The following is a 24,353-nucleotide window of genomic DNA, read 5'->3' as shown; positions in this document are numbered from 1 at the left end:
ACGCTACGGCTTGGCTTAACCAAATGCTGTCGCCCTGTACAAATAGGGCAACGTTGCTTTTGCCGTCGTCGGTATTGTAGATGATGAGATTGTCTGGTTGGATTTTGTTCACTGTTGCCCCCGTTTTTCGCTCTGTTTTCTCATTACCAATTTGAAATTTGAACTGTCAACTCATAGTTGATAACCACTTTTTCAGACGGCTCACCTCACCATCTGCAAATATCGTATCAATAGGCTCATTCATCACGACTTTATTCATAGCCCAATTCCTTTAGGTAGCCTGCCATTTCGGTTTCCAGCTCGTTCAGTTTGGCTTTGAGCTGTTCACGCTCGGCGCGCACAGCGACAAGGTCAATCTCGGCTTCGGCTTCAAAGGTGTCCACATAGCGGGGGATGTTGAGGTTGTAGCCGTTGTCGATGATTTCCTGCAAATCGGCAAGATGGGCGTATTTATCAATGCTTTGGCGGTTTTGGTAGGCGGTGGCGATGTTGCTGATGTGTTCGCTGGTCAGCATATTTTGGTTTTTTCCTGCCTGAAAATCTCGTGAAGCGTCAATAAACAGCACGCTGCTATCGTTTTTTTGTTTTTTGAACAACAAAATCGCCGCAGGAATGCCTGTGCCATAAAACAGCTTTTCAGGCAGCCCGATTACTGCGTCGAGCAGATTTTCGTCAATCAGTTTTTGGCGGATTTTGCCTTCAGCCGCCCCACGGAATAGCACGCCGTGCGGTACAACCACGCCCATTCTGCCGCTGTCTGCTTTGAGCGTTTCTATCATGTGCAGGATAAAGGCGTAATCCCCTTTGGTTTTGGGCGGTATGCCACGGCGGAAACGGGCATAGCGGTCGTGTTCGGCTTCTTCATGCCCCCATTTGTCGAGCGAAAACGGTGGATTGGCGGTAACGATGTCAAAGTGGAGCAGTCCGTCATTGCCGTCCAACAGTTTGGGGTTGCGGATGGTGTCGCCCCATTCGATTTTGTGGTTGTCTTCGCCGTGTAGAAACATATTCATCTTTGCCAATGACCACGTTGAGCCGATGGCTTCTTGTCCGTACAGGGCGTAATGCTTGCTGCCGTGGTTTTGTAGCACTTTTTGACCGCACTTCATCAAAAGGCTGCCCGAACCGCAAGCGGGATCGCAAATGCTGTCGCCCGCTTGCGGATTGAGCAAAATGGCAAGCAATTCGGATACTTCAGGCGGAGTATAAAATTCACCTGCTTTTTGTCCACCGCTAGCGGCGAAGTTTTTAATCAGATATTCATAAGCATTGCCAATCACGTCCAAACCGCCGATACGGCTTGGTTTGAGATTGAGTTCGGGCTTGGCAAAGTCTTCCAGCAACATACGCAAGACGGTGTTTTTTTGTTTTTCTTCGCCCAGTTTGTCGGTGTTGAACGAGATGTCTTGGAACACGCTGTTATTGCCGTCTTTGAGTTTGCTGCCGTTGGCTTCCTCAATGGCGTGCAAGGCTTGGTCGATACGTTCGCCGTTGCCCGCCTCAAAACGGCTGTCGTATAGGGCATAAAAATTGGCAGATTTAGGCAAAACGAAGCGTTCATTTTTCATCAGCTCGTCTATCAGCTCAGGTTCATCGCCGTATTGCTGTTGATAGTCGTCATAATGGTCTTGCCACACATCGGAGATGTATTTTAAAAACAGCATGGTCAGAATGAAATCTTTATAGGTATCAGCGCTAATCGTGCCACGGAAAGTATCACAGGCCGCCCACAGGGCTTTGTTGATTTGCTCTTGCTGGATAGGGGTATTCATGCGGTGTGTTCCTTCATTAATTTTTGATAAATCGCTTGGGATTGTTGTTGGCGGTTGTGTTGCAGCTTTTGAAGCAAGCAATATTCTTGTTCCGCCAAACGCTCTAGGGCAACGATATTTTGTTGGGTGGATAAATCAGGTATGGGCAGTTTTAATTCGCCAATCTGGCGGATATTCAGCATCGGAATGTTACTGCCACGGCTGTCGTGTTGCAGGCGGTGTTGAATATCGGGTTGATTGAGCAACCAACACAGATATTCGGGCAAAAGGTGTTCACTGGCATTAATCACAAAAAACTGACTGCTCGCCACCACAGGCAAATCATTTTCCATCTGCAAACAGCTTGCCCGCACATATTCGCCACGTGAAGGCAACAGCACACTGCCAGCCCGCACATAAGATTTGCCCTGAAAGCGAATTTTCGGCAACGCTTGCACGGTAATATTGCTGGAATGCTGATTTTCCCAATGATTGCGTGCGTCTTTGATTTGCACAATGTGGGTATCGCCATCAGGCATTTCCGTCACCGTGCCACGAAAGGTAAAGCCAGTGTGAATATCAGCGATGTTTTTGAGTAAGTATAATTGGCTCATTATTGTGAAATTACTCTGCATATTGTCTACAGAGTGTATTATAAGAGGATAACAAACTCAAATCAAATATTTTTTTTGCTATTTTTTATCTACTGTATTTGATTGGATTGAGCAAAACCTAATTTATAGATTGGGGTAGTGCCAGCGTATGTGGGTTTTGATGTACAGCAACTAGGGCAAAATACGCCATCAAAACACACCATCTGAGACACTTAAAATTTCGGCCCTTGGGCAGCATAAACATCAATACTAAAATGATAAATAACACAACAAAGTGTAAAATATTCAGCAATCATTTTAGAAGAACTTCTACGACATTATGTTAGGATACAGTTATGACTACTAATGCAACTATACATTAAAATAAATAAATTATACATTAAAATCAAATGGTTATCAAGCAAAATAGGGGGTTAGTATGAAAACCGAAACCCTGTTTAGCACCCTCACCACATCACCAATGCACGCAACGCAAGACGCACGTTTTACTATGCTCAAGCAACAATCCCCGAATGTTTTGACAAAAACGGTATATTCCTGCTCGAAAAATGGCAGCGGTATTGCGTTCAGATGGCCTTGTTTCATTCACCGCCAAACACCCTTCGCCACTGCTTCGGACTCACACCAAACCGCTGTTTGAAATGCTGCCTGAAACCGGCGGTGTTTTGAAAGCCGGTTTGTGCGCTGATTTGCTCGACCGACAGCGTGCTGCTCTCCAATAATTCCTGACTGCGGGCAAGGCGTGCCTGTATCAGCCATTGGGCGAAGCTCATGCCGGTGGCGTGTTTGAAATGGCGGGTGAAGGTGCTGCGGCTCATGTGGCTGCGGGCGGCGAGCGCGTCGATGTGGTGCGGCTCGCTCAGATGTTCGCGCAGATAATCGAGCAGTTGGTTGATTTGGCTGTCTTGGGTGGATTTGGGCATCGGTTGCTGAATAAACTGGGCTTGTCCGCCCTCGCGGTGCGGCGGAATCACCATTGTGCGCGCGAGCTGGTTGGCGGCTTTACTGCCGTAGCGTTGCCGCACGAGATGCAAACAGCAATCCAGCCCTGCCGCCGCGCCCGCCGAGGTGGTGATGTTGCCGTCGCTGAGATATAGCCGGTTGCTGTCCAATCGCACTTGGGGGAAACGCCGGCAAAAATCCTGCTCCGCCAGCCAATGCGTGACCGCCTGCCGCCCGTCCAAAATCCCCGCATACGCCAGTGCATAAGTGCCGTAGCACAAGCCGACAATCTGACTGCCCTGCGCGTTTGCCTGCCTAAGTTTGGCAAGCAGGCGTTCATCAGGCACGGCGGCAAGGTCGCTCCAGCCTGCAATCACAATCATGTCCGCCGTATCCAGCAAATCCAAACCACCGTCCACCGGCAAAATCAGCCCCACATCGGCTTGTTTGGCTTGCCCGTCCAAGGAAGCGGTTTTAACGTCAAACAGTTTTTGCCCCTGATATCGGGCATGAAAAATCGCCTGCGGGGCGTTAAACACAAAGGCGTTGAAGCGGTCGTAAGCGTACAGCACCACTTTGGGCAAATCCATATCTCCCCCTGTTCATTCAAAAACCAAATCTGACCCGATTATTGCGATTAATGACTTTCAGGTCAATGGTTTTTGTGTTGTTCATTCTTTAAAATACGCCTCAATCTTTCACCATCAATCAGGAAAAATCATGAAGTTAAATAAACTTTTTACGCCAATTTTTGCAGCTGCTCTGGCTGTTGCCACCCTCGCCACACCAGCATCAGCCCAAGCTCAGCCAAACGAAGCCATCAGCCAAAACAGCTTTCAGCACATCCGCAATGCCACCGCCAAAATCCACTATGCGGGCAAAACTTTTTTGCTTGACCCGATGCTTGCCAAAAAAGGAGCATATGCAGGCTTTGAAGGCACGGTAAACAGCCAGCTTCGCAATCCGCTGATTGAATTGCCGATACGAGCTGAAGATGTGTTCAAAGGTGTGGACGCGGTGATTGTCACCCACACCCATTTGGACCATTGGGACGACGCAGCGCAACAGCAACTGCCGAAAAACCTGCCGATTATCGTGCAAAATCAAAGCGATGCCGACACCATCCGTTCGCAAGGTTTTACCGATGTGCGAATACTTGAGAGTGAGTTGAATTTTGACGGCGTGAAACTTGCCAAAACAGGCGGCGCACACGGCACGGTAGAGATGTACGCCATCCCGCAACTGGCAGGCTTGCTCGGCGATGCCATGGGCGTGGTGCTGCAAGCGGACGGACAAGACACGCTCTACATCGCAGGTGACACGCTGTGGACGGCAGATGTGAACAAAGCCATTCACCGCTACCAGCCCCAAACCGTGGTGCTAAACACCGGCTACGCCCGCATTGAAGGCTTGGGCGGCGGCATTATCATGGGTACGGCCGATGTGGAACACGCCGCCAAAATGCTGCCCAACGCCAAAATCATCGCCGTGCATATGGACGCCGTCAACCACGCCACTGTGAGCCGCAAGGACTTACGCCAGTTTGTGCAGGAAAAAGGCATTGCGGATAAGGTAGCGATTCCGAACGATGGCGAAACGGTGGGGTTTTAACGCATTGATAACCGAAAAAACCGCACTTGATTTTAAAAGATCAAGTGCGGTTTTAGATGATGGCAATATGCCGTCTGAAAAATTGAAAACACGTTAGGATGTTCACGCCGTTGGCGGTTTGCGCTTTTTCGCCGTCACCCGCACCATACCTCCTCCGCGTTCAGACAGCGATTTTCAAACCGTGATTTAAATTTATGGCAACCGTAGCCGTTTTGCTAGGTTACGCCTTGGGGCTAACCCTGCCTACGCGCTGAACCGCACTTTGATATCGGTAAAAGTGCGGTTCAGACGGCCTTGTTGCCATTGAAATTTTAACTATGGTTTAAAAAACAGAGGGCATCGCTTAAATTTAAAGTATCCTTTAACAAACACCTTAGAGCTTGCTGACAGCGCTGCGCTGTCAGGAGTTTCAAATATTAAGTATTAACCACAACAATATTGTTCGAGGCCGTCTGAACTGCACTTTGCTATTAAAAAAGCGTTCAGACGGCCTATTGTTTTGCATTACCGCACTTTACTGCACCGCTTTCACTGCCCGTCTTTCAACAACGCCGGATTGCGCCACCAATTGTCGTTTTGAAACGGTTGCGGTTGGTATTTTTCGCCCATTTTCGGTACGTCCAGCGGCAGCTTGTGTGCTTGTGCGGTTTGGGCGGTGCGGTTGATGGAATCGTTCCACGGGGTGCGGCCGAGGCTGAATACGCCCCAGTGGATCGGCAGCATGCGGGCGGCGTTGAGATCGAGGGCGGCTTGCACGGCTTGTTCGGGGAACATGTGGGTGTTCGGCCAGCCGGGGTTGGCGGCGTCGATTTCGATAAAGGCGAGGTCGAAGCGGCGGTATTTCCGGCCGATTTCGGCGAAGTGCCGGCCGTAGCCGGAGTCGCCGCTCCAAAACAGCCGTTTGCCTGCGCCTTCGATCACAAACGATGCCCACAGGGTTTTGTCGCGGTCGTTGCGCCAGCGGGCGGAATAGTGCAAGGCGGTTTCGGCGTGGAAAGTCAGTCCGCCGATGCCGACGCTGTCGCCCCAGCCGAGTTCGGTGATGTTTTCAGACGGCACACCCCATGATTGCAGGCGCGTGCCGACACCAAGCGGGGCGACAAAGTGCGGTACTGCCGCTTGCTTGGCCAAATGGCGGATGGTGGCGGCTTCGAGGTGGTCGTAGTGATCGTGGGTAATCAGCACGATGTCGGCAGCGGGCAGTTGTTGCCGTGCGATGGGTGCAGCTTGAAAACGTGGCACCACAAACGGGAGGGCGATCGGCGCGGCGTTGTCGAATACGGGGTCGATCAGCAGCCGTTGGCCGCCGAGTTCCAGAATGGCACTCGAATGACCGAGCCAGTAGTAGGCGAAGTCTTCGGCTTGGGCGAAGTCGCTTTTGCCCAGCATGCGCATCGGCAACGGGGCGGCGGGGGCATAGCCGCTGTGGCGCAGCCAGCCGCCTTTGCCGCTGGCCTGTTCGGGGTAGAACACCAGCTCGTCGTATAAATTATGAAAACGCCCGTCGCGGTAGTAATCCAGTCGGGCGAAACGCGCCTCGTCGGGCAGCGCGCCGATGTTGCGGTACAGCTGACAGCCGACAACGGCGGCGGTAACGGCAAGTGCGGTCAGGGTGTAGAGGCTGTAACGGTGCCATTTTTTCATGGAAGCGTATTGTCCTTATCGGTTATTTTTTATGGTTTCAGATTGTTATCCTGCAAAACGCGCTTGATATAGTGAAATAAAATAAGAAAGATACAAGGCGGCAAGCCGAAGACAGTACAAGTATAGTGAAAGAATTTAATTTATGGTACGTTGTCAAACTCGCTCGCTGTACTATTTGTACTATCTTCGCTCGTTTTCCTAGTACCACTTCTTAACTTCTTTCACTGTAGTACGGCAAGGTGCAGCCAACGCTGTAGATTTCTTATTTTATTTCACTATATTTGCCTTCGGCATCAAACCGCTTGCGATCCCTGCCAAGGCAGCGGGAGAAAAGGTTAAACGCCCCGTTGCAACGGCGAGTTCGGCATTGCCCGCTCGGCATGGATACGGGCTTTTTCTTCTTCGTCCATACTGCGGTTGGCAACCCACGCCTGCTGTGTGGTTTCGTCACCGCCGACCACATTGGTTTTGCCTGCCTGCAATGCTTCATAGCCTTGTTTGGCGACCAATTCGGGGCTGTTTTTCCAACTGTTGTCGCCGAATGCCGTGGTCTGCATGCCTGCTCTGGCATGAAATTCGGTGGCGGTGGCGCCGGGGTGCAAGGTGGTGATTTGTATGCCTTGCTCTTTCAGCTCTTCGCGAATGCTGTTGGCAAATGAGGTCAAAAACGCTTTGGACGGGCCGTACACGCTTTCGTACGGGGTCGGCGTGGTTGCGGACAGCGAGCTGACAAACAGAAATTTGCCGCCGCCTTGCGCAATCATGTCGGGCAGCAACCCGTAAGTCAGGCGCACCGGCGAGGTGATGTTGAGTGCCAACAGTTGCAGGTGGCGGTCAAGCGGATTGTCGATAAATGCCCCGCCGATGGCAATACCGGCGTTGAGTACCGCCACGTCCAAAGGTCTGCCACTGTGTTTGACCGCATCCAGCAGCGCCTGATTGCCGGCTTCGGTGCTGAGGTCGGCTTGCAGTGCGGAGACCTGCGTGCCGTATTGTGCCAAGCTCTCCGCCGCCTCAAACACCCTGCTGCTGGCGCCGACAAGCAATAAATCATACTGATCTTGTGCCAGCAGACGGGCAATTTCCAAGCCGATACCCGCCGAACCGCCGGTTACCATCGCCAATTTGCGTTTCATTTTTTTGTGTTCCATTTTTCACACCTCTTTACATTACATGATTTGGGGGAAGCCCGCATTATTCGCCGATATAACGGGCAAAACGATCTTGATAATCTTGGTGCCAACGCGACAATGCCGGGCGGTTATGAATCATGTCGTCCGCCGCCCATTGGATGCGTTTGGCGTCCAGCGCGGTGCTGACGGCATTGTCGGGGCAGAGGATATAAAAATCGCCCTGTTCGAAGCGTTCGACAAAATAATCCGCCACCTGCGCCGCCATCCACGGTTCGTCGGGCTTGTTTGCCGGATTGCTCAGGTCTTGGCCGGGGAAGTTCATCGGCGTCCAAGTGTAGCCGGGCACCAGCAGGTGGGCGCTGATTTTGTCGCCGGCGCATTGGCGCAGTTCGTGCGCCAACTGCTCGGTCAGCACTTTAACCCCTGCTTTGGCGACCGAATAGGCGGCGTTGCCCGGCGGGGTGGTGATGCCCTCTTTCGAGCCGAGATTGACCACCGCACTTTGCCCCTGTTGCGCCAACATTGACGGCACAAACAGCGCCTGTGCCTGCAACACGGCGAAGAAATTCACTTCCAGCTGCCGCCGCCACGCAGCCACATCGCCCCACGGTCCGGCTCCGGCGCTGATGGCAGCATTGTTGATTAACAGCGCGGTTTCGCCGAAATGCTGGAATGCGGTGTCGCGCAAACGGGTGAGATCGGCGGCGGAAGTGACATCGCCGACCACGCAGGCGCACTCGCTTTTCAGTGTTGCCGCCAAGTCTGCCAATGCCGCGCCATCGTTGTCGAACAGGCACAGTTTCATGCCGCGGGCGCTCAGTTTGTGTGCCAATGCCGCGCCGATGCCTTTGGCGGCGCCGGTAATCACCGCCACGCGGTTGTTTGCGATAATCGGGTTCATGTTTTACCTCGCTATTGAGCCAATGTTTTCAAAACGCGCGCCGGCACGCCGCCGACCACGCAGTTGTCCGGCACGTCTTTGCTCACCACCGCACCGGCGGCCACCACCACATTGTTGCCGATGGTGACGCCCGGCAGAATGGTGCAGTTGCCGCCGATCCACACGTCGTTGCCGATGCGCACCGCACTGGCCTGCGCTTTTTTCGCCCGTCTGCCGGCGGCGTTGAGCGGGTGGCCGACGGTGGTAATCAGCGTGTTCGGGCCGATCATCACAAAGTCGCCGATGTGCACCGGCGCGATGTCGAGAATGGTGACGTTGTAATTGGTGAGAAAATCGTTGCCGACGTGGATATTTTTGCCGTAGTCGCAATTGAAATCCGGCTGCACCGAAACGTTGCCGCCGCAGCTGCCGAACAAGGCGCTGAGGGCGCGTGCCTGCGCATCGTGGTCGTCGGGAGAAATCGCATTGTAGGCGCGGCACAGATTCAAGGCGCGCTGCTTGCGTGCCGCCACTTGCGGATCGGAAAAGTCGTATTCCAGCCCCGCGTCCTGTTTTTCCAATTCGGTCATGCTGTTGCCTCCGTCGTGGGTGTTTTGCTTGATGAAAAGCATAACCAAGCTATAATTTCAAGTAAACCCACGTTTTTGAATTTTATTATTTCACAGGTGAAACCATGCAAAACAAACTGGAAGCGCTGCATATCTTCTGCACCACCGTCGACACGCTGAAATTCAAAGAAACCGCGCAACGGCTGGGGCTGTCGCCGGCGGCAGTTACCCGCACCATCGCCGAGCTGGAGCGTTTTCTGGGCGAATCGCTGTTTCAGCGCAACACCCGCCAAATCACGCTAACCGAATTCGGCGCACAGTTTCTGCCGCAAGCCAAGCAGTTGCTCGACGACAGCGACAAGCTGTTTTTGCAGGCCGCCCGCCCCGATTCCGAAGGCATGCGCGGCATTGTGCGGGTGAATATCCCCGAACTCGCCTGCGACACCAGCCTATTGGGCGAATTGCTGCAGGCGTTGCAGCCCTGGCCGAATATCCGCCTCGACTGGCACAGCGACAACGTGCGCCTGAATGTGGTGGAAGAGCGCATCGACATCGGCATCCGCGTCGGCTTTACCAACGACGGCCGCCTGATTGCGCGCCAACTCGGCACCCTGAGCGAAAAAATCGTCGCCGCCCCCGCGCTGATCCAACGCTGCGGCCTGCCGACAGATGTGCGGCAGTTGGAAAACTACCCGCTTTCCGACATGATCGACGGCAACACCGGCCGCCCGTGGCCGTGGCGCTTCGCCGACGATGTGCAAATCACCCCGAAAAACACCGCTTTCAGCACCAGCGACATCCACCACAACCTGCAAGCCGCCCGTGCGGGCACCGCCGCCGTGCAACTGCTGGAATGGGCGTGCCAACCCTATCTCGACAGCGGCGAGCTGGTCGAACTGCTGCCAGACTTGCCGAAAATCCACTGGCCGCTCTACCTCTACCGCCCGCACCGCAACGTCACCCCCGCCAGAGTGACGCTGGTGTTCGAACTGTTGTTGGGGATTTTGCAGAAACGGTTTGGGTAAGCGATTGGGCAAGCAAAGGCCGTCTGAAACCTTTTGCAGATTAAAGTGCGGTTCAGACGGCCTGTTTGTATGATGCAGGCTGATTTATTCAGTCAAACCAAACAAAAAACCGCACTTTGGCCGTTGCAAAAGCCAAAGTGCGGTTTGCCCGTTAACCGACGTTTTAAGATTCGATTTTTTGCTCTGCCAGCAAAGCATCATCTATCGCGCTGGCTCTGGCATAAGCCGCTCTGGCTTGCTGGCGGGCGATGTAGTCGGTGAAAACCGGTTTTGCTTCAATGACTGTAACCGCATTAATGCCGAAATCCAATAACTCGGACAGATATAAATCCGCGGCACTGAAACGGTTGCCGCACAGAAAATCGTGTTGGCTTAATGTCTGTTCAAGTGCAGTCAGGCACAACGGCAAACTGCCGTAGCCCAGCGCAGTTCGGTCGCTCTCCTGCGGTTTCAACTGTAACGCCACTTCCATCATCGCCGCTTCCAACGGGCCGGCAACGAAAAACAACCAACGGTAATACACGCCGCGTTGCGGATCATTCAGCGCCGGCGCCAAGCCTTTTTGCGGAAACGCATCGGCAAGATAAGTGCAAATCGCCGCACATTCGGTGATCACCGTGTCACCGTGTTGCAACGCCGGCACCTTGCCCATCGGGTTCACTGCCAAATAATCGGCAGATTTCATCCCCCCGCCAAAATCGGCAAACACCACGCTTTCATAGGGCTCGCCGATCTCTTCCAACATCCAGCGCGCCGTGCGCCCTCGTGACATCGGGTGGGTGTATAACGTCAGTGATTGCATCATGGCCTCCTTTTAGTGAATTTCAGCAACATAATAACAAAACGCCATGACAGTTTCTGTCAGCAGTGTTTGCGGGTGATGGCGGCAAAATGGTATTTAACGACGGGTGCAATCACCGAGCGTTTTTTGCCAGCGTTGCAACAGCAAAGTGCGGTCAGGCTGATAGCGCTCATCGCTTAATTCGATGGCGATGATTCGGTCGGGGCGGAAATGGCGGAATGCCTGGCGCAGCTCACACCAGGCCGCAATCAGTTGCGCCTGCTCAAAAAAGCCGATTGCGAACGGATAAATAGTGCGTTGTGAATATTTTTGTTTTTCATTGCGATACGTCAGTTTGACTTTCAGCTGGCGCTGAATGGCGTGGCGCAGTTTGATAAAAACATCGTCGAGAAAGGGGGTTGGATTGTTGCTGACCGCAATAAATAAGGCGCTGTTTTCCAATTGTTGCGACAAATGCGGCGGCAACAGCGCTGAGATTTTGCTTAACCCGTTCTGCGCCGCTTGGCTTAATTCGCTGTCGGCGGAACGGTGCACCCAACGCATTCCCAGCACCAGCGCCTCGATTTCGCTTTGCGACAACATCAGTTTCGACAGCTCGAAGTGCTGCCGCAACACATAACCGATTCCCGCCTCGCCCTCGATATTCGCACCCTGCGCGCGCAGGCTGTCAATATCGCGGTATAAAGTACGCAAACTGATATTTAATCTCGAAGCCAATACGTTACCTTTGAGCGGATATTGATGTCCGCGCAAAATTTGCAGCAGGGTGTACAAACGCTCGTTTTTTGACATGCCGCTTCCTCGCTGAAAACAGCCGAAAACAAAAGTGCGGTTCACTTCATTATCGGTAAACTGCACTTTGTCACTGATATTACTTCGCCACTTTTAACTGCTGATAATAATTTTCATAGATAATCGCTGCGTCGCCGACATCGTCCTGCCAGTGGCTTTTTTGCAGGATTTCCGCCGGTGGGTACAGCGAGCTGTCGTTGACCATTTCCGGCGGCAGCAATTTTTGTGCTTCCAGATTCGGGGTCGGATAACCGATTTCCAGTGCCAATTCTTTCGCCACTTCGGCGCTCAACAGATAGTTGATCAATTTATGTGCGCCGTCCGGATTTTGCGCGGTAGTTGGAATGGCTAAGGTGTCCACCCATAATACCGGACCTTCTTTCGGCCATAATAAGTTGATCGGTGCGCCGTCTTTGCGCGCGATATAAGCCGAACCGTTCCACAGCATCCCCAAATCGACTTCGCCGGCGACAAAGGCATTCGCCGGATTATCCGAGCTGAACGCCAACACGTTCGGACGCAATTTCAGCAATTCTTCATAAGCTTTCTTGATCACTTCCGGATCGGTGGTGTTCGGATCTTCGCCCAGTTTTAACAACGCCAAGTTGAAAATTTCGCGCGCATCGTCTAACAATTGCAGCTTGTCTTTATATTCCGGATTCCACAAATCGCCCCATGAGGTGATTTTCTCGGCGTCAACCACATCGCTGTTGTACGCGATCCCCGGCGCACCTAAAATTTGCGGCAGGGAATATTCATTGTTCGGGTCGTACGGTTTATTCAACAAATTCGGATCCAACTCTTTTAATACCGGCAGTTTGCTGTGATCTAACGGCAGTAACATCCCTTCTTTACGCATTTTGGAAACAAAATAGTTCGACGGCGCAATCACGTCATAACCGCCGTTTTTGCCCAAGGTTTTCAAACGGGCATACATGGTTTCATTTGATTCCAAGCTGGAGACAATCACTTTAATCCCGGTTTCTTTGGTGAAGTTATCCAACAACCCGCTCGGCACATATTCCGTCCAAGTATAAAGATAAACCGTGTCATCATCTGCTTTCGCTGCATTGCTGACAGCAAACAGCATAGTCGCGGCAGTAAAAAGAGCCGAAAGTTTTTTCATTGCTTGAGTCCTTTAAGGGTTAGGTGAAAGAAAAGTCACGAGGGTGTCATTATAGTAAAAGAAGAGCCACAATGTATAGCACACGATCCGATAAAAAATCACTTCTGGCAAACGTGGGGAATAAAAAAGCAAGAAACTATACATTTCTTGCTTTTTTTCAATTGGAGCGTAATAGTCTATTTATGATAATAACAATCTACAGCGAGATATTTGGTAAACACTTCATGTAATACTTTTGCCGAAGAGGAATGGTTCATCGCGACATGATGCTCGAAGCCATTGTTGCAAATATAAGCAAGCAATTCTTCCAAACCTTTTACCTGAATAACCGCTCGGCATCCGACCGTCTCTAATTCATCATCAACAAATTTCCCCTCGCCGACATACGCTTTTACTTTGCCGCTGAAGTCATCGGTTGAAAGCCGGAAATAAGTGAGTGGTCCTGCTTTCATACGTCCATTAATTGCGCCGCAGGTATTCTCACAGCCTACGGTGGTGCCGATGATATCCGCAGTGCTCATAAACGGATTATCCAACTCCTCGGTTGCATAGTTGCCACAATGGAACATCACGCATTTGTCACGTTCTTCGCCGAAGTTGTTGTTCCAGTCCGCGATGGAGGCGGGTTTCATTGACGCGATGGAGAGCGCATACATTGACAAGGCGCCCATTACATCGACTTCGCAGGCGCTTGGCATGAGTTGACCCGACATCACGCTCATGATTGAACACACATTGATACCTAACGTATCTTGCAATGAAGTCCAACATTGAATTGCGGTGGTATCAATCCCGTTTTCAATAATCCAGTTACTGATGACGACAAACAATTTTGCCATTATATGTAATTTCTCTTCGGGAATTGCCGAGGCATCAGCGTTTGCTTTCAATAATTCCAATTTTTCGGCGATCCGCAAATCATTATCGCGTAATCGATTAACGCCGGCAAAAATTTCCGATAAATCAATCGTCTCGACTGAAATGCCTAAACGCTCTAATAATTTTTCGCTGTAACGAACCGTATTGAAGTCGGCAGGTCTTGCGCCGATGGCACCAACTCGGCAACCACGCAGGGCTTTAACCACGCGACAGACGGAAACAAATGAAAGCAGATCCTGTTTGAAAATATCACTGGTCAGCGCACAGGTATGTTGAGTGGTTAGAGTAAAGGGAATATCAAACTGGCGTAGGTTATTACACAGGGAAATTTTTCCACAAAAACTGTCACGACGGGTCGCCAACCCCATTTTATCCAGATTGTCATCTTCCGCTTGTACTAATACCGGCACATTCAAACCGGATAAACGAATCGCCTGCGATAGTGCTTTTTCATCACCGAAATTCGGTAATAAAATCACGATCCCGGCAATTTCATCACGATGTTGTTTTAACATTTGCGCTGCAATTTTTGCGTCCTGATAGGTTTCAATGCCACCGTAGTTTGTTTGCTCTTCGGTTAGCATCACCGTGTTAATACCCAGTTCATCAAAAATACGTGCGGCATCTCGTTTAGCATCACCGACCAAGTAACTTGGGAAGAAGCCACGATTACCAATTAAAACCGCAAACGTCATTTTATCTAATGATTTTTTCATAATAATTCACCCCTTTCATACCACTTAAATTAATTAAATTTTGCTTTCTGTACCGCACTTTTCCAAGCCTGATAGTTTTGTTCAATCCTGTCTGATTTCGGATTCGGCCGAATCATATCGGTCTTATGCGGCAATGCCAAAAGATCGGCATAGGTTTTCCACCAACCTAGCGCCCTGCCCGCCAAATATGCCGCACCTACCGCCGAAACTTCGGCAACATCGCCACAAACAATCGGTCGTTGCAACACATCGGCTTGTAGCTGCATTAACCAGCGGTTTTTAGTCGGTCCGCCATCGACGGACAGTGTTTCTAATGGTTTGCCTAAGGTTTTTTCCATGGCAAAAAAGAGATCGGCAATTTGATAGGTCACCGACTCGAATGCAGCCCTAGCAACGACTGCCGGTGTTGTCGCATCGGTTAATCCGGTAATAATGCCGCGTGCTTGCGAATCCCAATACGGCGCACCCAGCCCGGCAAGTGCCGGTACAAAATAAACACCTTGATTATGATTCACGGATTGAGCCATTTCACTCAGTACATCAACACCTGAAATGCCCAATAAACGTGTGACAAAACTCAGTGCGGATCCCGTATGGGTAATATTCCCTTCCAGCGCTAGGCTTAATTCCCCGTCATGCCATGCGACTGTGGTGCCGACGCCGAAATCATTTTCCGGCACAACGGATGATTTGGTCATTAAGGAACTCCCCGTGCCGTAGGTTGCCTTGACCACACCATCGACAAAGCCGTCTTGTCCATAAAGTGCGGCATGTGAATCACCAATTTGTGACAATACAGGGATCCCGTTAGGCAGCGAACGGCAACATTTAGTCACTCCGCGATGACCACTTGAAGGCAGAATTTCAGGTAAGCATTGCTTGGGAATCGCAAAGATCTCAAGTAAACGCGAATCCCATTGTGCAGTATGGATATTGAACAGTTGATAACGGGAAGCATTGGAAAAATCGGTTACAAACGACTCTCCCGCTGTTAATTGCCACACGAGCCAAACATCAATGGTTCCCACACAAAGCTCACCATTTTTCGCCCGCGCCATGCCGTTTTCAAGATGATTCAATAACCATTTGATTTTTGAAGCCGGATATAACGGGTCTAAAACCGCGCCCGTCCGTTGCTTAATTTCGTCCGCTTCCGGGGATAATGCAATCGTTTGGCAAAGCGCCTCGCTACGACGGCATTGCCAACTGACAACCGGAGATAACGGTTTGCCAGTCTGCCTGTCCCAGATCAATACGGATTCCCGCTGATTACTGATAGCAACACCTTTCAAATCAGACACATCCAAACCTTCTAAGCAAAGCATGATGGCTTTCTGAGTTGCTTCCCAGATTGCTATCGGATCTTGCTCTGCCCAACCTGCCACAGGATGCTCTAACTGTACGGGAACGCTACCTTTCGATAAAATATCGCCGTCTTGCGTCACCGTAATCGCTTTCGCATTCGTTGTTCCTTCGTCAAGTGAGATAATAAAAGGCGCCCCCATCTTTTTATCTCCTTAACTGAACGCAGATACTCGGTTCACAATACTTTCCGCATCAATGCCATGATATTTGCGCATGGCTTTTCTGTCTGCTCCCAACGCATATTCACCATCCGCAATGCCTAGACGAGTTAGCTTAATCGCAACACCATGTTCGGCAATGACTTCTGCGACCAAACTCCCGAGACCGCCATTAACATTATGTTCTTCTACCGTGATCACATATTGGCTGTCTTTCAGTTCATTAAAAAGTGCGGTCGTATCACAAGGACGAATTGACGGAACATTAATCACGGTTACATCCATGCCTCTTTCTTCCAACAGTGCCGCTGCTGTGACAATCTCATGCACGGTTGACCCCATTGCTACCAATACAATTTTTTTGCCTCTTTTTAATACATCAATATTACCCGGCACAAATTGATAACTTTCATCATGAATCTCAGGTAATTCTTTGCCATCCAGTCGAATATACACCGGCCCAATATAACCAATGGCATAATCAATAATTTGACGGCACTCTAATGGACTGGATGGGGCGAAAATTTGAATATTACCAAAACCACGCATCACGCTAATATCGTCAATACTGTGATGAGAGCTGGCAAGAGGCCCATAACTCGCTCCGGAATTCAATCCAAATAATTTCACATTGGTGTTGTTATAGCAGACATCCACTTTTATCTGTTCATTCGCCCGGGAAATCAAGAACGGCGCGGCATTACACGTTACCGCGACCTTCCCGCCCAATGCCAACCCGGCGGCACTGCCCACTAACGTTTGCTCTGCGATCCCCACATTGACCAAACGCTCAGGAAAGGCTTTGATGAATGGCGCTATTTTTGCCGTAGAGGTAGAATCCGCAACCACCGGCACCAAATCCACGCCGTTATTGACCGCGTTGATAAAACGCTCCACCATGATATTGGCTAAATGCTCTGTATTACTCATCTTTTAACTCCTCTAACGCTAATTCAACTTCATCACCTTTTGGAACTCTGTGATGCCATTCCGGTTTTCCTTGAATAAAGGAAATACCGGCACCTTTGATGGTATTGGCAATCACGACGTGCGGCTTACCATTCGGTTTTAAATTTTCCAGTGTTTCTACTATAGAACGAACATTATTGCCTTCGCATTCATGCACTTCCATACCAAACGCTTTCCATTTCTCATCTAGCGGATCGGTACAAAGGATATCTTTGGTATAACCGGCAAGTTGCAGATTATTTTTGTCATTAATGATGATCAAGTTATCCAGTTTGTATTGCGCTGCCGCCATTGCGGCTTCCCAATTGCTTCCTTCCCCCAATTCACCGTCGCCGGTTAAAACATAAATTTTACGTTGGCTGCCTGATTTTTTAGCTGCGATTGCCAAACCGACAGCAACCGGCAAACCATGCCCCAAAGCGCCGGTGTTGAGTTCCACACCGGGCGTTTTTTGACGCACCGGATGACCGGGCAATTTGGAATCTGCATGCTGATAAGTTGCTAACCATGATTCGGGAAAATAACCGGCTTCCGCAAGGCAGCAGTAGTAACCACCGGCACCATGTCCTTTCGATTGAATATAAATATCCCGTTCCGGATTTTTTAAGTCAGTCGGCGAGCAATTTAATACTCGGAAATAGAGCGAAGCTAAAATCTCCACTTGGGATAAATCAGCGCCTGTATGCCCGCCCGCCGGACTATTCGCATTCAATACAACAATTTTCCGCCGTATCGCTTTCGCTTTTTTGGTTATTTCACCGTATGACAGTTTATATGGATTCATCTCTTTCTCCTCATATATTCATAATTGAATATATATTCCAATTAATGTAAAAAATTTTGCGCCCTGCATAATCACACTTTTTGTGACGCAACCGCAGCTTTGTACTGTAATTTGTTTTGTAACTGATCAATCACAACCGCAACAATAATGACGATTCCCTTAATGACCATTTGCCAAAATTCACTCACGCCCATCATGACCAAACCATCCGCCAAAATACCGATAACAAATGCCCCAATTAACGTTCCGCCAATCGTACCCCGCCCTCCGGCAAGTGATGTTCCGCCAAGCACAACGGCCGCAATCGCATTCATTTCAAAAGCATTGCCGGTTGCCGGGTGGCTGGCAACCAATTGTGAGGTCACAACGATACCTGCTAATGCCGCGCAAATCCCTGAAATCACATACACCCAAACTTTGGTATTATTCACCTTAATACCGGATAACTCCGCAGCTCTTTCATTGTCATCAATCGCATAAACATGTCTGCCAAAAGGTAATTTTTTCGCAATATAAGCAATCACCCCGGCAACAATAAACATCAGCCAAATCGAATATGGGATACCCAATAATGTTCCTGCGCCAATGATCTCAAAGCCGGTATTGCCTAATTGGGGATTGCCTGATAACCCCGGGAATGTTTCGCCATTTGAAGTTAACATTGCCGCACCGCGAATAATATACATGGTACCCAGCGTACAAATAAATGGCGCAACATTATAGCGGGTAATAATAAAACCATTGACCGCGCCGATTGCGCCGCCGAGCAAAATTACCAACGGAACGATTACCCAAATACTCGGAAAAATAGCGACCCCAAACATCGGAAGGACGATTCCTTTGGAAATTAGATAACCGGCGACCATCCCGCACAAGCCTAAAATTGCCCCGATAGATAAATCAATGCCGGCGGTAATAATGACGAATGTAATTCCTAAAGCTAATAATGCGTTGATAGAAATATGTTTAACCATAATGATTAAACTTGAGGGATTTAAAAAACCCTCCACAGCAATGGTAAAAAAGCCGAGAATAATGATTAATGCAATAAACGTTCTCAATTTTAAAAGTAATAATATTAAATTACCCGATCCTGCTCTTGTTGACATAACGCCTCCGTAACAACCTTATTTACTGAAATCCTTTCGCACTTGCTGAGACCAAATAGGCTTCACTCGTCTCATTTCGCAACACATTTGCGGTTAATTTGCCATTCGACATAACCAAGATACGATCCGATACCGCCATAATTTCTTTTAAGTCTGATGTAGAAAATAAAATTCCAATGCCTTGTTGAGATAACTTCACTATCATTTCGAATACATCGGCTTTTGCGCCGATATCAATTCCTCGGGTCGGTTCGTCTAATAACAACACCTTAGGTTCGGTTAATAAAGAACGCCCAATCACCACTTTTTGTTGATTGCCACCACTCAGTGCTTGAATTTCGACGGCAGGAGATGAGACCTTAATTGACAGTTCATTAATGGTAGAATCAATCGCTTTTTTTTCATCCTCATCTGAGATAGCAAAATTCTTTTTTAAACGTTTCCATAAGCTCGACATTGTCAGGTTATCACCAACGGAAGTGATGGGAAAAATGCCGGAACGTTTTCGATCCTCCGGTACTAATCCAAGCCCCATTTTAATCCGATTTGTGGTTGAAATATTCGAGTTAATAATGGCACCGTTCAGTGAAAAACGACCAGAATATTGCGATTGTCCTAATAAGCATTCAAATAATTCTGTTCTACCCGCCCCCATCAATCCGTAAATTCCAACGATTTCACCTGCTCTTAAATTAAACGAAACATCATCAACGACCTTATTTTCTGATTCATTGACACAGGTAATATGCTCGGCTTCAAGAATATTGATGCCAAACTCTCTATTTTCCGGTAAAAAATCAGTAACCGGATCACTGCCTAACATTTCTCTTACAATCCAAGGAACGTCAATATCTTTTACCATTGCTTCGGATTGAAATTTTCCATCACGCAAAATCGTAATATAAGTCCCGATTTCCATTAATTCTTCCAGACGATGAGAAATATAGATAATAGAAACGCCCTGCAAGGTTAATTCGCGAATAACATTAAATAAAATTTGTACTTCCGTTTTACTTAATGCCGAGGTCGGTTCATCTAAAATCAAAATATCAATTTTACCGATCAATGCTTTGGCAATTTCAATTAATTGTTTTTGACCTACTTTTAAGTTTGAAACGATTTCTTTAGGATCAATATCTTGTTTGAGGCGTTTCAATGCTTCTTTTGTGATTTGGTACTGTTCTTCATTATTAATCGGAGAAAGACCAGACTGAATTTCTCGCCCGAGAAAAATGTTTTCCATAACACTTAAATTCTCCGCCAAGTTCAGTTCCTGATGAACCATGCCAATTCCATGTTCTGCAGCGCTGCGCGTGCTTGTAATAACCACTTTCTCGTTATTAATATAGAGGTTGCCTTCCGTCGGCTGTTGTACACCTGCCAAGATTTTCATCAGTGTCGATTTGCCCGCGCCATTTTCACCGATAATCACATTTACTGCGCCACGATAAACATTATAATTAACATCATCCAGCGCTTTAGTACCGGGAAACACCATTGAAATATTTTCAGCGTGCATTACAACATCTTTATCTTCAGTTGCCATAAAACTCACCTTTTATCAATTTCTAACGGAATGATATCTTGGACTTGATTATTTTTAATCGTCACTGCGGCTAACACCGTCACATCACTGCCCACCCAGCTTGCATCCGGTTTGGCAATATCTTCCACGGCTTTCTTATTGAGTGCTTTCGAAAATTGCGCGAACTGGACTTGATTTTTAAATTGATCAAAATTAACTAATTTTGTTGCGTCACGTACAGAATTACCGCGAAGGATATCGCCAATCTGTACGGTTAATACCGTATCGTCCACTTTAACGTTAAAATCCGTTATTCTTGATTTTTCCTCAATACTCTCAACAACACCTGAAAACCGCACAAAATGGCTACGATCATTGGTTTCTTTATCCAGCGCCTGCCAATCTACTGCCTCCGTTTTACTTTCTGCAAAAATCCCGCCCCAAAGCTTAGCAACGATTTCGCCCGGTTGCATATTTTTCAAGGAGTTGGCCTCCTCTTCAGTCATAGGAATGATAGGTTTCCCAGCACTATCCAGTGGAACAACTTCACATCCGACAAAAAACAAACAACCGAACAATATCGCTATCCTAGAAGTCCATCGTTTATAAGTTAAATACATATCTGTCCTCCTTTATTTATTCAGGGTACTCTTATAATTGAGAGCACCCTGCTCCATCTAGCAGCGGCTTTCAACTAGTCATTCAATGCAAATTTATTAAGTTGTTTTGCATTTGAGCCATCGATCAAAATACAATCCATCAGTTGTTTTTCATCTTTTCCGGTACTACCGGTTCGGATATAGGCATCTGCCTGTACTACGGCTTCCTGCGCTTGATTCCAGGCCGGTTGCAATACTGTCGCTTTAATATTTCCATTTGCCAAAATGGAATCACGAACATAATCACTACCATCAAAGCCAACCACAATCACATCATTCCTTCCAGCGGCTTTTAAGGCTGCTTCAGCGCCTAATGCCATGGTGTCATTGCCTGAAATGACCCCTTTAATATTAGGGTTAGCTTGTAAAATAGATTCCATGCGGGTAAATGCTTCGGTTTGGCTCCAGTTTGCTGTTTGTTGAGCAACCATTTTCATATCCGGATAATCGTCAATAATGTCATGAAAACCTTGCGAACGGACCGAGGCATTGGTATCCGATTCACGCCCTAATAATTCGACATACAGACCTTCTTCTCCCATCAGTTCAACGAATTTCTGTGCGCCAAGTTGAGCGCCTTGATAGTTATTCGATACAATTTGAGATACTGCAACGCCAGTTTTATTAATTTCACGATCAATTAAGAATGCAGGAACACCAGCTGCTTTTGCTTTTTCCAAAGCCCCTATAGTTACGTCAGAACCCGCATTATCAAGAATGATTGCCTTGGCTTTCCGAGCAACTGCGGTTGAAATAAGTTGATCTTGTTTATTCGCGTCATCATCATGGGAAGCCACAAGTGTTGTGTAACCTAACTCTTCCGCCTTTTGTTTTGCCCCATCAGCTTCAGCCTTAAAAAAAGGATTGTCATGGGATGGTGTAATAATCGCAATCAACCCATTATTGGCGAAAGCAAAACTTGACATAGCCAGTGATAATGCCAATACGCTTGATTTGAAAAATTTAGTTGTCATGTCATTCTCCTTAATGTTGGTTTTTCACCTTGAATATATATTCACATATGATTATATATTTATAAAGAGAATAGGAAATTTTATATGACTTGTCTAAAGCCAATGTTCAAAAGTTAGAGACAAATCACATTTTATTTATATGAAGTATAGATAGAACAAGGAAATGAAGAGAAAAAAGAAAGTATAAATATTGATAACAGTCATACGAAGTATGAAGCAGAATTAAGCTAACCATTTATTTTTAAACAAAAAATTAGCCTATTACAGATAATAATGAAAGTTAATCGTTTAACAAGGTCTGTGCGGTTTTATAATCGGTAATCAATACATCAATATAGTTGCCCATTAAGGCTCCTTTGATTGCACTGACTTTTGCCTTACCACCTGCTAGAGCAATAACCCTAGGACACTTTTGAATAAGTTCTAGATTCATCCCGATCATCGGATCTTCATTCTCTGCTAATACCGGCATTCCAGACTGGTCATAATAGTGCAAACAAATATCACCGACAGCCCCTTTTTTAGCTAACAATTGCAAAATATCAGAATTATAATGAAGCCCAGACCATCTTAATAAAGATGACGGTTCTAATGTGCCAATCCCAACTAAAGCAACATCCACCTTAGGAAACATATCAATCACATCAGAAACTTCACTCATTGCCAATTGCTGTTGTTTGTATGATACATCGCCAACCGCACTGACAACGTTCTGTGAGGGAAGTAAATAAGAAGGACAATTCAATTTCTTCGCTAATTCATAAGTTAGAAAATTAGCCTGGACATTTCTATTGAGCCCAACCCCCCCCAGTAATTGCACAACTCCTTGTGCCTTCACACTTAAAGGAGGCATATTATCGACCATAGCCTTTATCGTGCTACTCCATGCGGAAACACCAACCAACTCATTAGCCTGTAGAGTAACTTGCAAATAATAAGCCGCTGCAGAGCCTATCGTATTTTTTATTTTTTCGTCGTCATCACTATTCGCATCAACCACAATTGCATTTAAAATGCCAAACTTTGTTTGCAGTTCTTGCTCCAACTGTAAAAAAATATTCGCGGGAGGAATAACATTAATTTGGACAATGCCTTCAGTTATACATTTTGTCAACGCACGTGAAACAAATGATTGAGAAATATTTAACCGTTCAGATATTTCTTTTTGTTTTAAATTATCTACATAATACAAAGTTGCAATTCGAGCCAAAAGTCGTTTTTCATCCAAAATAGACATGCTTCGTCCTTCAATAATAAAAATGGTAGTGCATAAATTATGCCTACCATTAATGATAAATGAATTCTTTGTGAAAGAAAATTAACAGTGATGATTTTGTCGATAACTTACTAAATCTTCAATCGTCACAATTGCATACCCCTCTCTTTTCACAAATTCAACCAACTCCGGTGTTCTGGCCATTGTGCCATCATCATTGGTAATTTCACAAATCACACCTGCTGGCCGGTAACCAGATAAGCGAGCCAAATCTACAGCCGCTTCAGTATGACCATTTCTTTCCAATACCCCATTATCTGCGGCTCTTAACGGAAATACATGTCCCGGACGATGTAAATCGCTCGCTACCGCACTTGGGTTGATTGCGGCTTTGATTGTCGTGACCCGATCAGCAGCGGAAACGCCGGTGGAGACGCCTTGTGCCGCTTCAATCGTGACGGTAAATGCGGTTTTATTCACACTGGTATTTTCCGTTACCATCGCCGGCAGTTGCAGGCGGTCGCAGGTTTCTTGCGGGATACATAAACAAACAATGCCGCTGCCGTAACGGATCAGTTTTGCCATTTGTTCGGTGGTGATGGTTTCGGCGGGGAAAATCAGATCGCCTTCGTTTTCGCGATCTTCATCGTCTAAAACCAGAACGCCGTTGCCTTGCTTAAAGGCTTCGATTGCGGCGAGGACGCGTTGCCGGCTGTCGCCGAATTGGGTGAGTAAAGACTGACTCATGGTAAATTCCTCTAAATTAATTGTAGATACCAGAATCAGGGCAAATGGAGAACCAAGTTAAACGCAAGGTTTATTGGCTAGCGGAGGCTAACCTTAAAGTGCGGTTTTAACATAGGACAAGCTGATCTTCCCGATAGGGGAAAACCCGCATTCTCTACCATCCAGACTGTTACTGTCGGCTTCGGATTCACACCGAATCTGCTAGACCTTGTACGCATCGCACAAGCGCTCGTGGGCTTAAGTGCGGTTGCCTGTATAAACAACCCAACCCTTACCACCGGTGGGGAATTACACCCCGCCCTGAGAATTGCGTGCTTATTATAACGGAAAAAACCATTCTGCCCAGCAATTCGAGCAAAAAAG

The 24,353-nt window shown here is 47.8% G+C and carries 22 protein-coding genes and 1 riboswitch; of the genes, 2 read left to right on the top strand and 20 right to left on the bottom strand.

Annotation, left to right across the window (positions count from 1 at the left end):
• Positions 1-251: 251 nt before the first annotated feature.
• From B8880_RS12400 to B8880_RS12390, 3 genes are all read right to left on the bottom strand, one after another.
• Positions 252-1,772 (bottom strand): type I restriction-modification system subunit M, encoded by a 1,521-nt coding sequence (locus B8880_RS12400; protein WP_084257888.1) that lies wholly within the window; start codon positions 1,770-1,772, stop codon positions 252-254.
• Entirely contained in the window at positions 1,769-2,365 is a 597-nt protein-coding gene (locus tag B8880_RS12395) for a restriction endonuclease subunit S (protein ID WP_159460751.1), read from the bottom strand. Before B8880_RS12395 ends, B8880_RS12400 begins: the two co-directional genes overlap by 4 nt.
• 581 nt (positions 2,366-2,946) lie before the next feature.
• Positions 2,947-3,897 carry a GlxA family transcriptional regulator gene (locus B8880_RS12390; RefSeq protein ID WP_084257886.1) on the bottom strand — a complete coding sequence of 317 codons (951 nt, stop codon included), beginning with the start codon at positions 3,895-3,897 and terminating at the stop codon, positions 2,947-2,949.
• Positions 3,898-4,027: 130 nt separating this feature from the next.
• Here B8880_RS12390 and B8880_RS12385 point away from each other — a divergent pair, with 130 nt between their 5' ends.
• Complete coding sequence (locus B8880_RS12385) at positions 4,028-4,918, top strand: MBL fold metallo-hydrolase (RefSeq protein ID WP_084257885.1); 891 nt, start codon at positions 4,028-4,030, stop codon at positions 4,916-4,918.
• 528 nt (positions 4,919-5,446) lie between these two features.
• On the opposite strand, the gene B8880_RS12380 is transcribed toward B8880_RS12385, so the two are convergent.
• The 4 genes from B8880_RS12380 to B8880_RS14790 form a co-directional block, all read right to left on the bottom strand.
• On the bottom strand, positions 5,447-6,562 hold the full coding sequence (locus B8880_RS12380; protein WP_084257884.1) for an MBL fold metallo-hydrolase: 1,116 nt from the start codon (positions 6,560-6,562) through the stop codon (positions 5,447-5,449).
• Positions 6,563-6,897: 335 nt separating this feature from the next.
• Positions 6,898-7,713, bottom strand: a complete 816-nt coding sequence (locus B8880_RS12375; RefSeq protein ID WP_208610919.1) for an SDR family NAD(P)-dependent oxidoreductase — start codon at positions 7,711-7,713, stop codon at positions 6,898-6,900.
• Between the two features lie 43 nt (positions 7,714-7,756).
• A complete protein-coding gene (locus B8880_RS12370) occupies positions 7,757-8,596 on the bottom strand; it encodes an SDR family NAD(P)-dependent oxidoreductase (RefSeq protein ID WP_084257883.1) in 840 nt (279 codons plus the stop codon).
• An 11-nt stretch (positions 8,597-8,607) separates the two neighbouring features.
• Positions 8,608-9,207, bottom strand: coding sequence for a sugar O-acetyltransferase (locus B8880_RS14790; protein ID WP_208610918.1), 600 nt, complete (start codon positions 9,205-9,207; stop codon positions 8,608-8,610).
• A gap of 62 nt (positions 9,208-9,269) precedes the next feature.
• On the opposite strand from B8880_RS14790, the gene B8880_RS12360 reads away from it, so the two are divergent.
• The gene (locus B8880_RS12360; RefSeq protein WP_084257881.1) at positions 9,270-10,169 is read left to right on the top strand and encodes a LysR family transcriptional regulator; all 900 of its coding nucleotides are present in this window, start codon (positions 9,270-9,272) and stop codon (positions 10,167-10,169) included.
• A gap of 163 nt (positions 10,170-10,332) precedes the next feature.
• Here the strand turns inward: B8880_RS12360 and B8880_RS12355 are convergent, their stop codons facing one another.
• The 13 genes from B8880_RS12355 to ribB all read right to left on the bottom strand — a co-directional run bounded on the left by B8880_RS12355 (position 10,333) and on the right by ribB (position 23,990).
• The gene (locus B8880_RS12355; protein WP_084257880.1) at positions 10,333-10,974 is read right to left on the bottom strand and encodes a glutathione S-transferase family protein; all 642 of its coding nucleotides are present in this window, start codon (positions 10,972-10,974) and stop codon (positions 10,333-10,335) included.
• A 93-nt stretch (positions 10,975-11,067) separates the two neighbouring features.
• The gene (locus B8880_RS12350) at positions 11,068-11,763 is read right to left on the bottom strand and encodes a helix-turn-helix transcriptional regulator (protein ID WP_084257879.1); all 696 of its coding nucleotides are present in this window, start codon (positions 11,761-11,763) and stop codon (positions 11,068-11,070) included.
• A gap of 79 nt (positions 11,764-11,842) precedes the next feature.
• Positions 11,843-12,889: an extracellular solute-binding protein gene (locus B8880_RS12345; protein ID WP_084257878.1), complete on the bottom strand. Its 1,047-nt coding sequence runs from the start codon at positions 12,887-12,889 to the stop codon at positions 11,843-11,845.
• 176 nt (positions 12,890-13,065) lie between these two features.
• The gene (locus B8880_RS12340; protein WP_084257877.1) at positions 13,066-14,484 is read right to left on the bottom strand and encodes an L-fucose/L-arabinose isomerase family protein; all 1,419 of its coding nucleotides are present in this window, start codon (positions 14,482-14,484) and stop codon (positions 13,066-13,068) included.
• A 29-nt stretch (positions 14,485-14,513) separates the two neighbouring features.
• Positions 14,514-15,989: an FGGY family carbohydrate kinase gene (locus B8880_RS12335; protein WP_084257876.1), complete on the bottom strand. Its 1,476-nt coding sequence runs from the start codon at positions 15,987-15,989 to the stop codon at positions 14,514-14,516.
• Between the two features lie 12 nt (positions 15,990-16,001).
• Positions 16,002-16,937 (bottom strand): transketolase family protein, encoded by a 936-nt coding sequence (locus tag B8880_RS12330; RefSeq protein WP_084257875.1) that lies wholly within the window; start codon positions 16,935-16,937, stop codon positions 16,002-16,004.
• A complete protein-coding gene (locus tag B8880_RS12325; RefSeq protein ID WP_084257874.1) occupies positions 16,930-17,760 on the bottom strand; it encodes a transketolase in 831 nt (276 codons plus the stop codon). Before B8880_RS12325 ends, B8880_RS12330 begins: the two co-directional genes overlap by 8 nt.
• 71 nt (positions 17,761-17,831) lie before the next feature.
• On the bottom strand, positions 17,832-18,869 hold the full coding sequence (locus tag B8880_RS12320; RefSeq protein WP_084257873.1) for an ABC transporter permease: 1,038 nt from the start codon (positions 18,867-18,869) through the stop codon (positions 17,832-17,834).
• A 22-nt stretch (positions 18,870-18,891) separates the two neighbouring features.
• Positions 18,892-20,415, bottom strand: coding sequence for a sugar ABC transporter ATP-binding protein (locus tag B8880_RS12315; protein WP_115306306.1), 1,524 nt, complete (start codon positions 20,413-20,415; stop codon positions 18,892-18,894).
• Positions 20,416-20,420: 5 nt separating this feature from the next.
• Positions 20,421-21,014 (bottom strand): DUF2291 family protein, encoded by a 594-nt coding sequence (locus B8880_RS12310; RefSeq protein WP_084257872.1) that lies wholly within the window; start codon positions 21,012-21,014, stop codon positions 20,421-20,423.
• A gap of 74 nt (positions 21,015-21,088) precedes the next feature.
• Positions 21,089-22,027, bottom strand: coding sequence for a D-ribose ABC transporter substrate-binding protein (locus B8880_RS12305; protein WP_084257871.1), 939 nt, complete (start codon positions 22,025-22,027; stop codon positions 21,089-21,091).
• Between the two features lie 280 nt (positions 22,028-22,307).
• Positions 22,308-23,264 carry a sugar-binding transcriptional regulator gene (locus tag B8880_RS12300; RefSeq protein ID WP_084257870.1) on the bottom strand — a complete coding sequence of 319 codons (957 nt, stop codon included), beginning with the start codon at positions 23,262-23,264 and terminating at the stop codon, positions 22,308-22,310.
• An 81-nt stretch (positions 23,265-23,345) separates the two neighbouring features.
• Complete coding sequence (ribB, locus tag B8880_RS12295; RefSeq protein WP_084257869.1) at positions 23,346-23,990, bottom strand: 3,4-dihydroxy-2-butanone-4-phosphate synthase; 645 nt, start codon at positions 23,988-23,990, stop codon at positions 23,346-23,348.
• Positions 23,991-24,135: 145 nt separating this feature from the next.
• Positions 24,136-24,302: riboswitch (FMN riboswitch) on the bottom strand.
• Positions 24,303-24,353 lie beyond the last annotated feature (51 nt).

The sequence above is a fragment of the Pasteurella testudinis DSM 23072 genome (genome assembly GCF_900176075.1).
Lineage (GTDB): Bacteria > Pseudomonadota > Gammaproteobacteria > Enterobacterales > Pasteurellaceae > Chelonobacter > Chelonobacter testudinis.
This window is presented reverse-complemented; position numbering and strand designations above follow the sequence as displayed.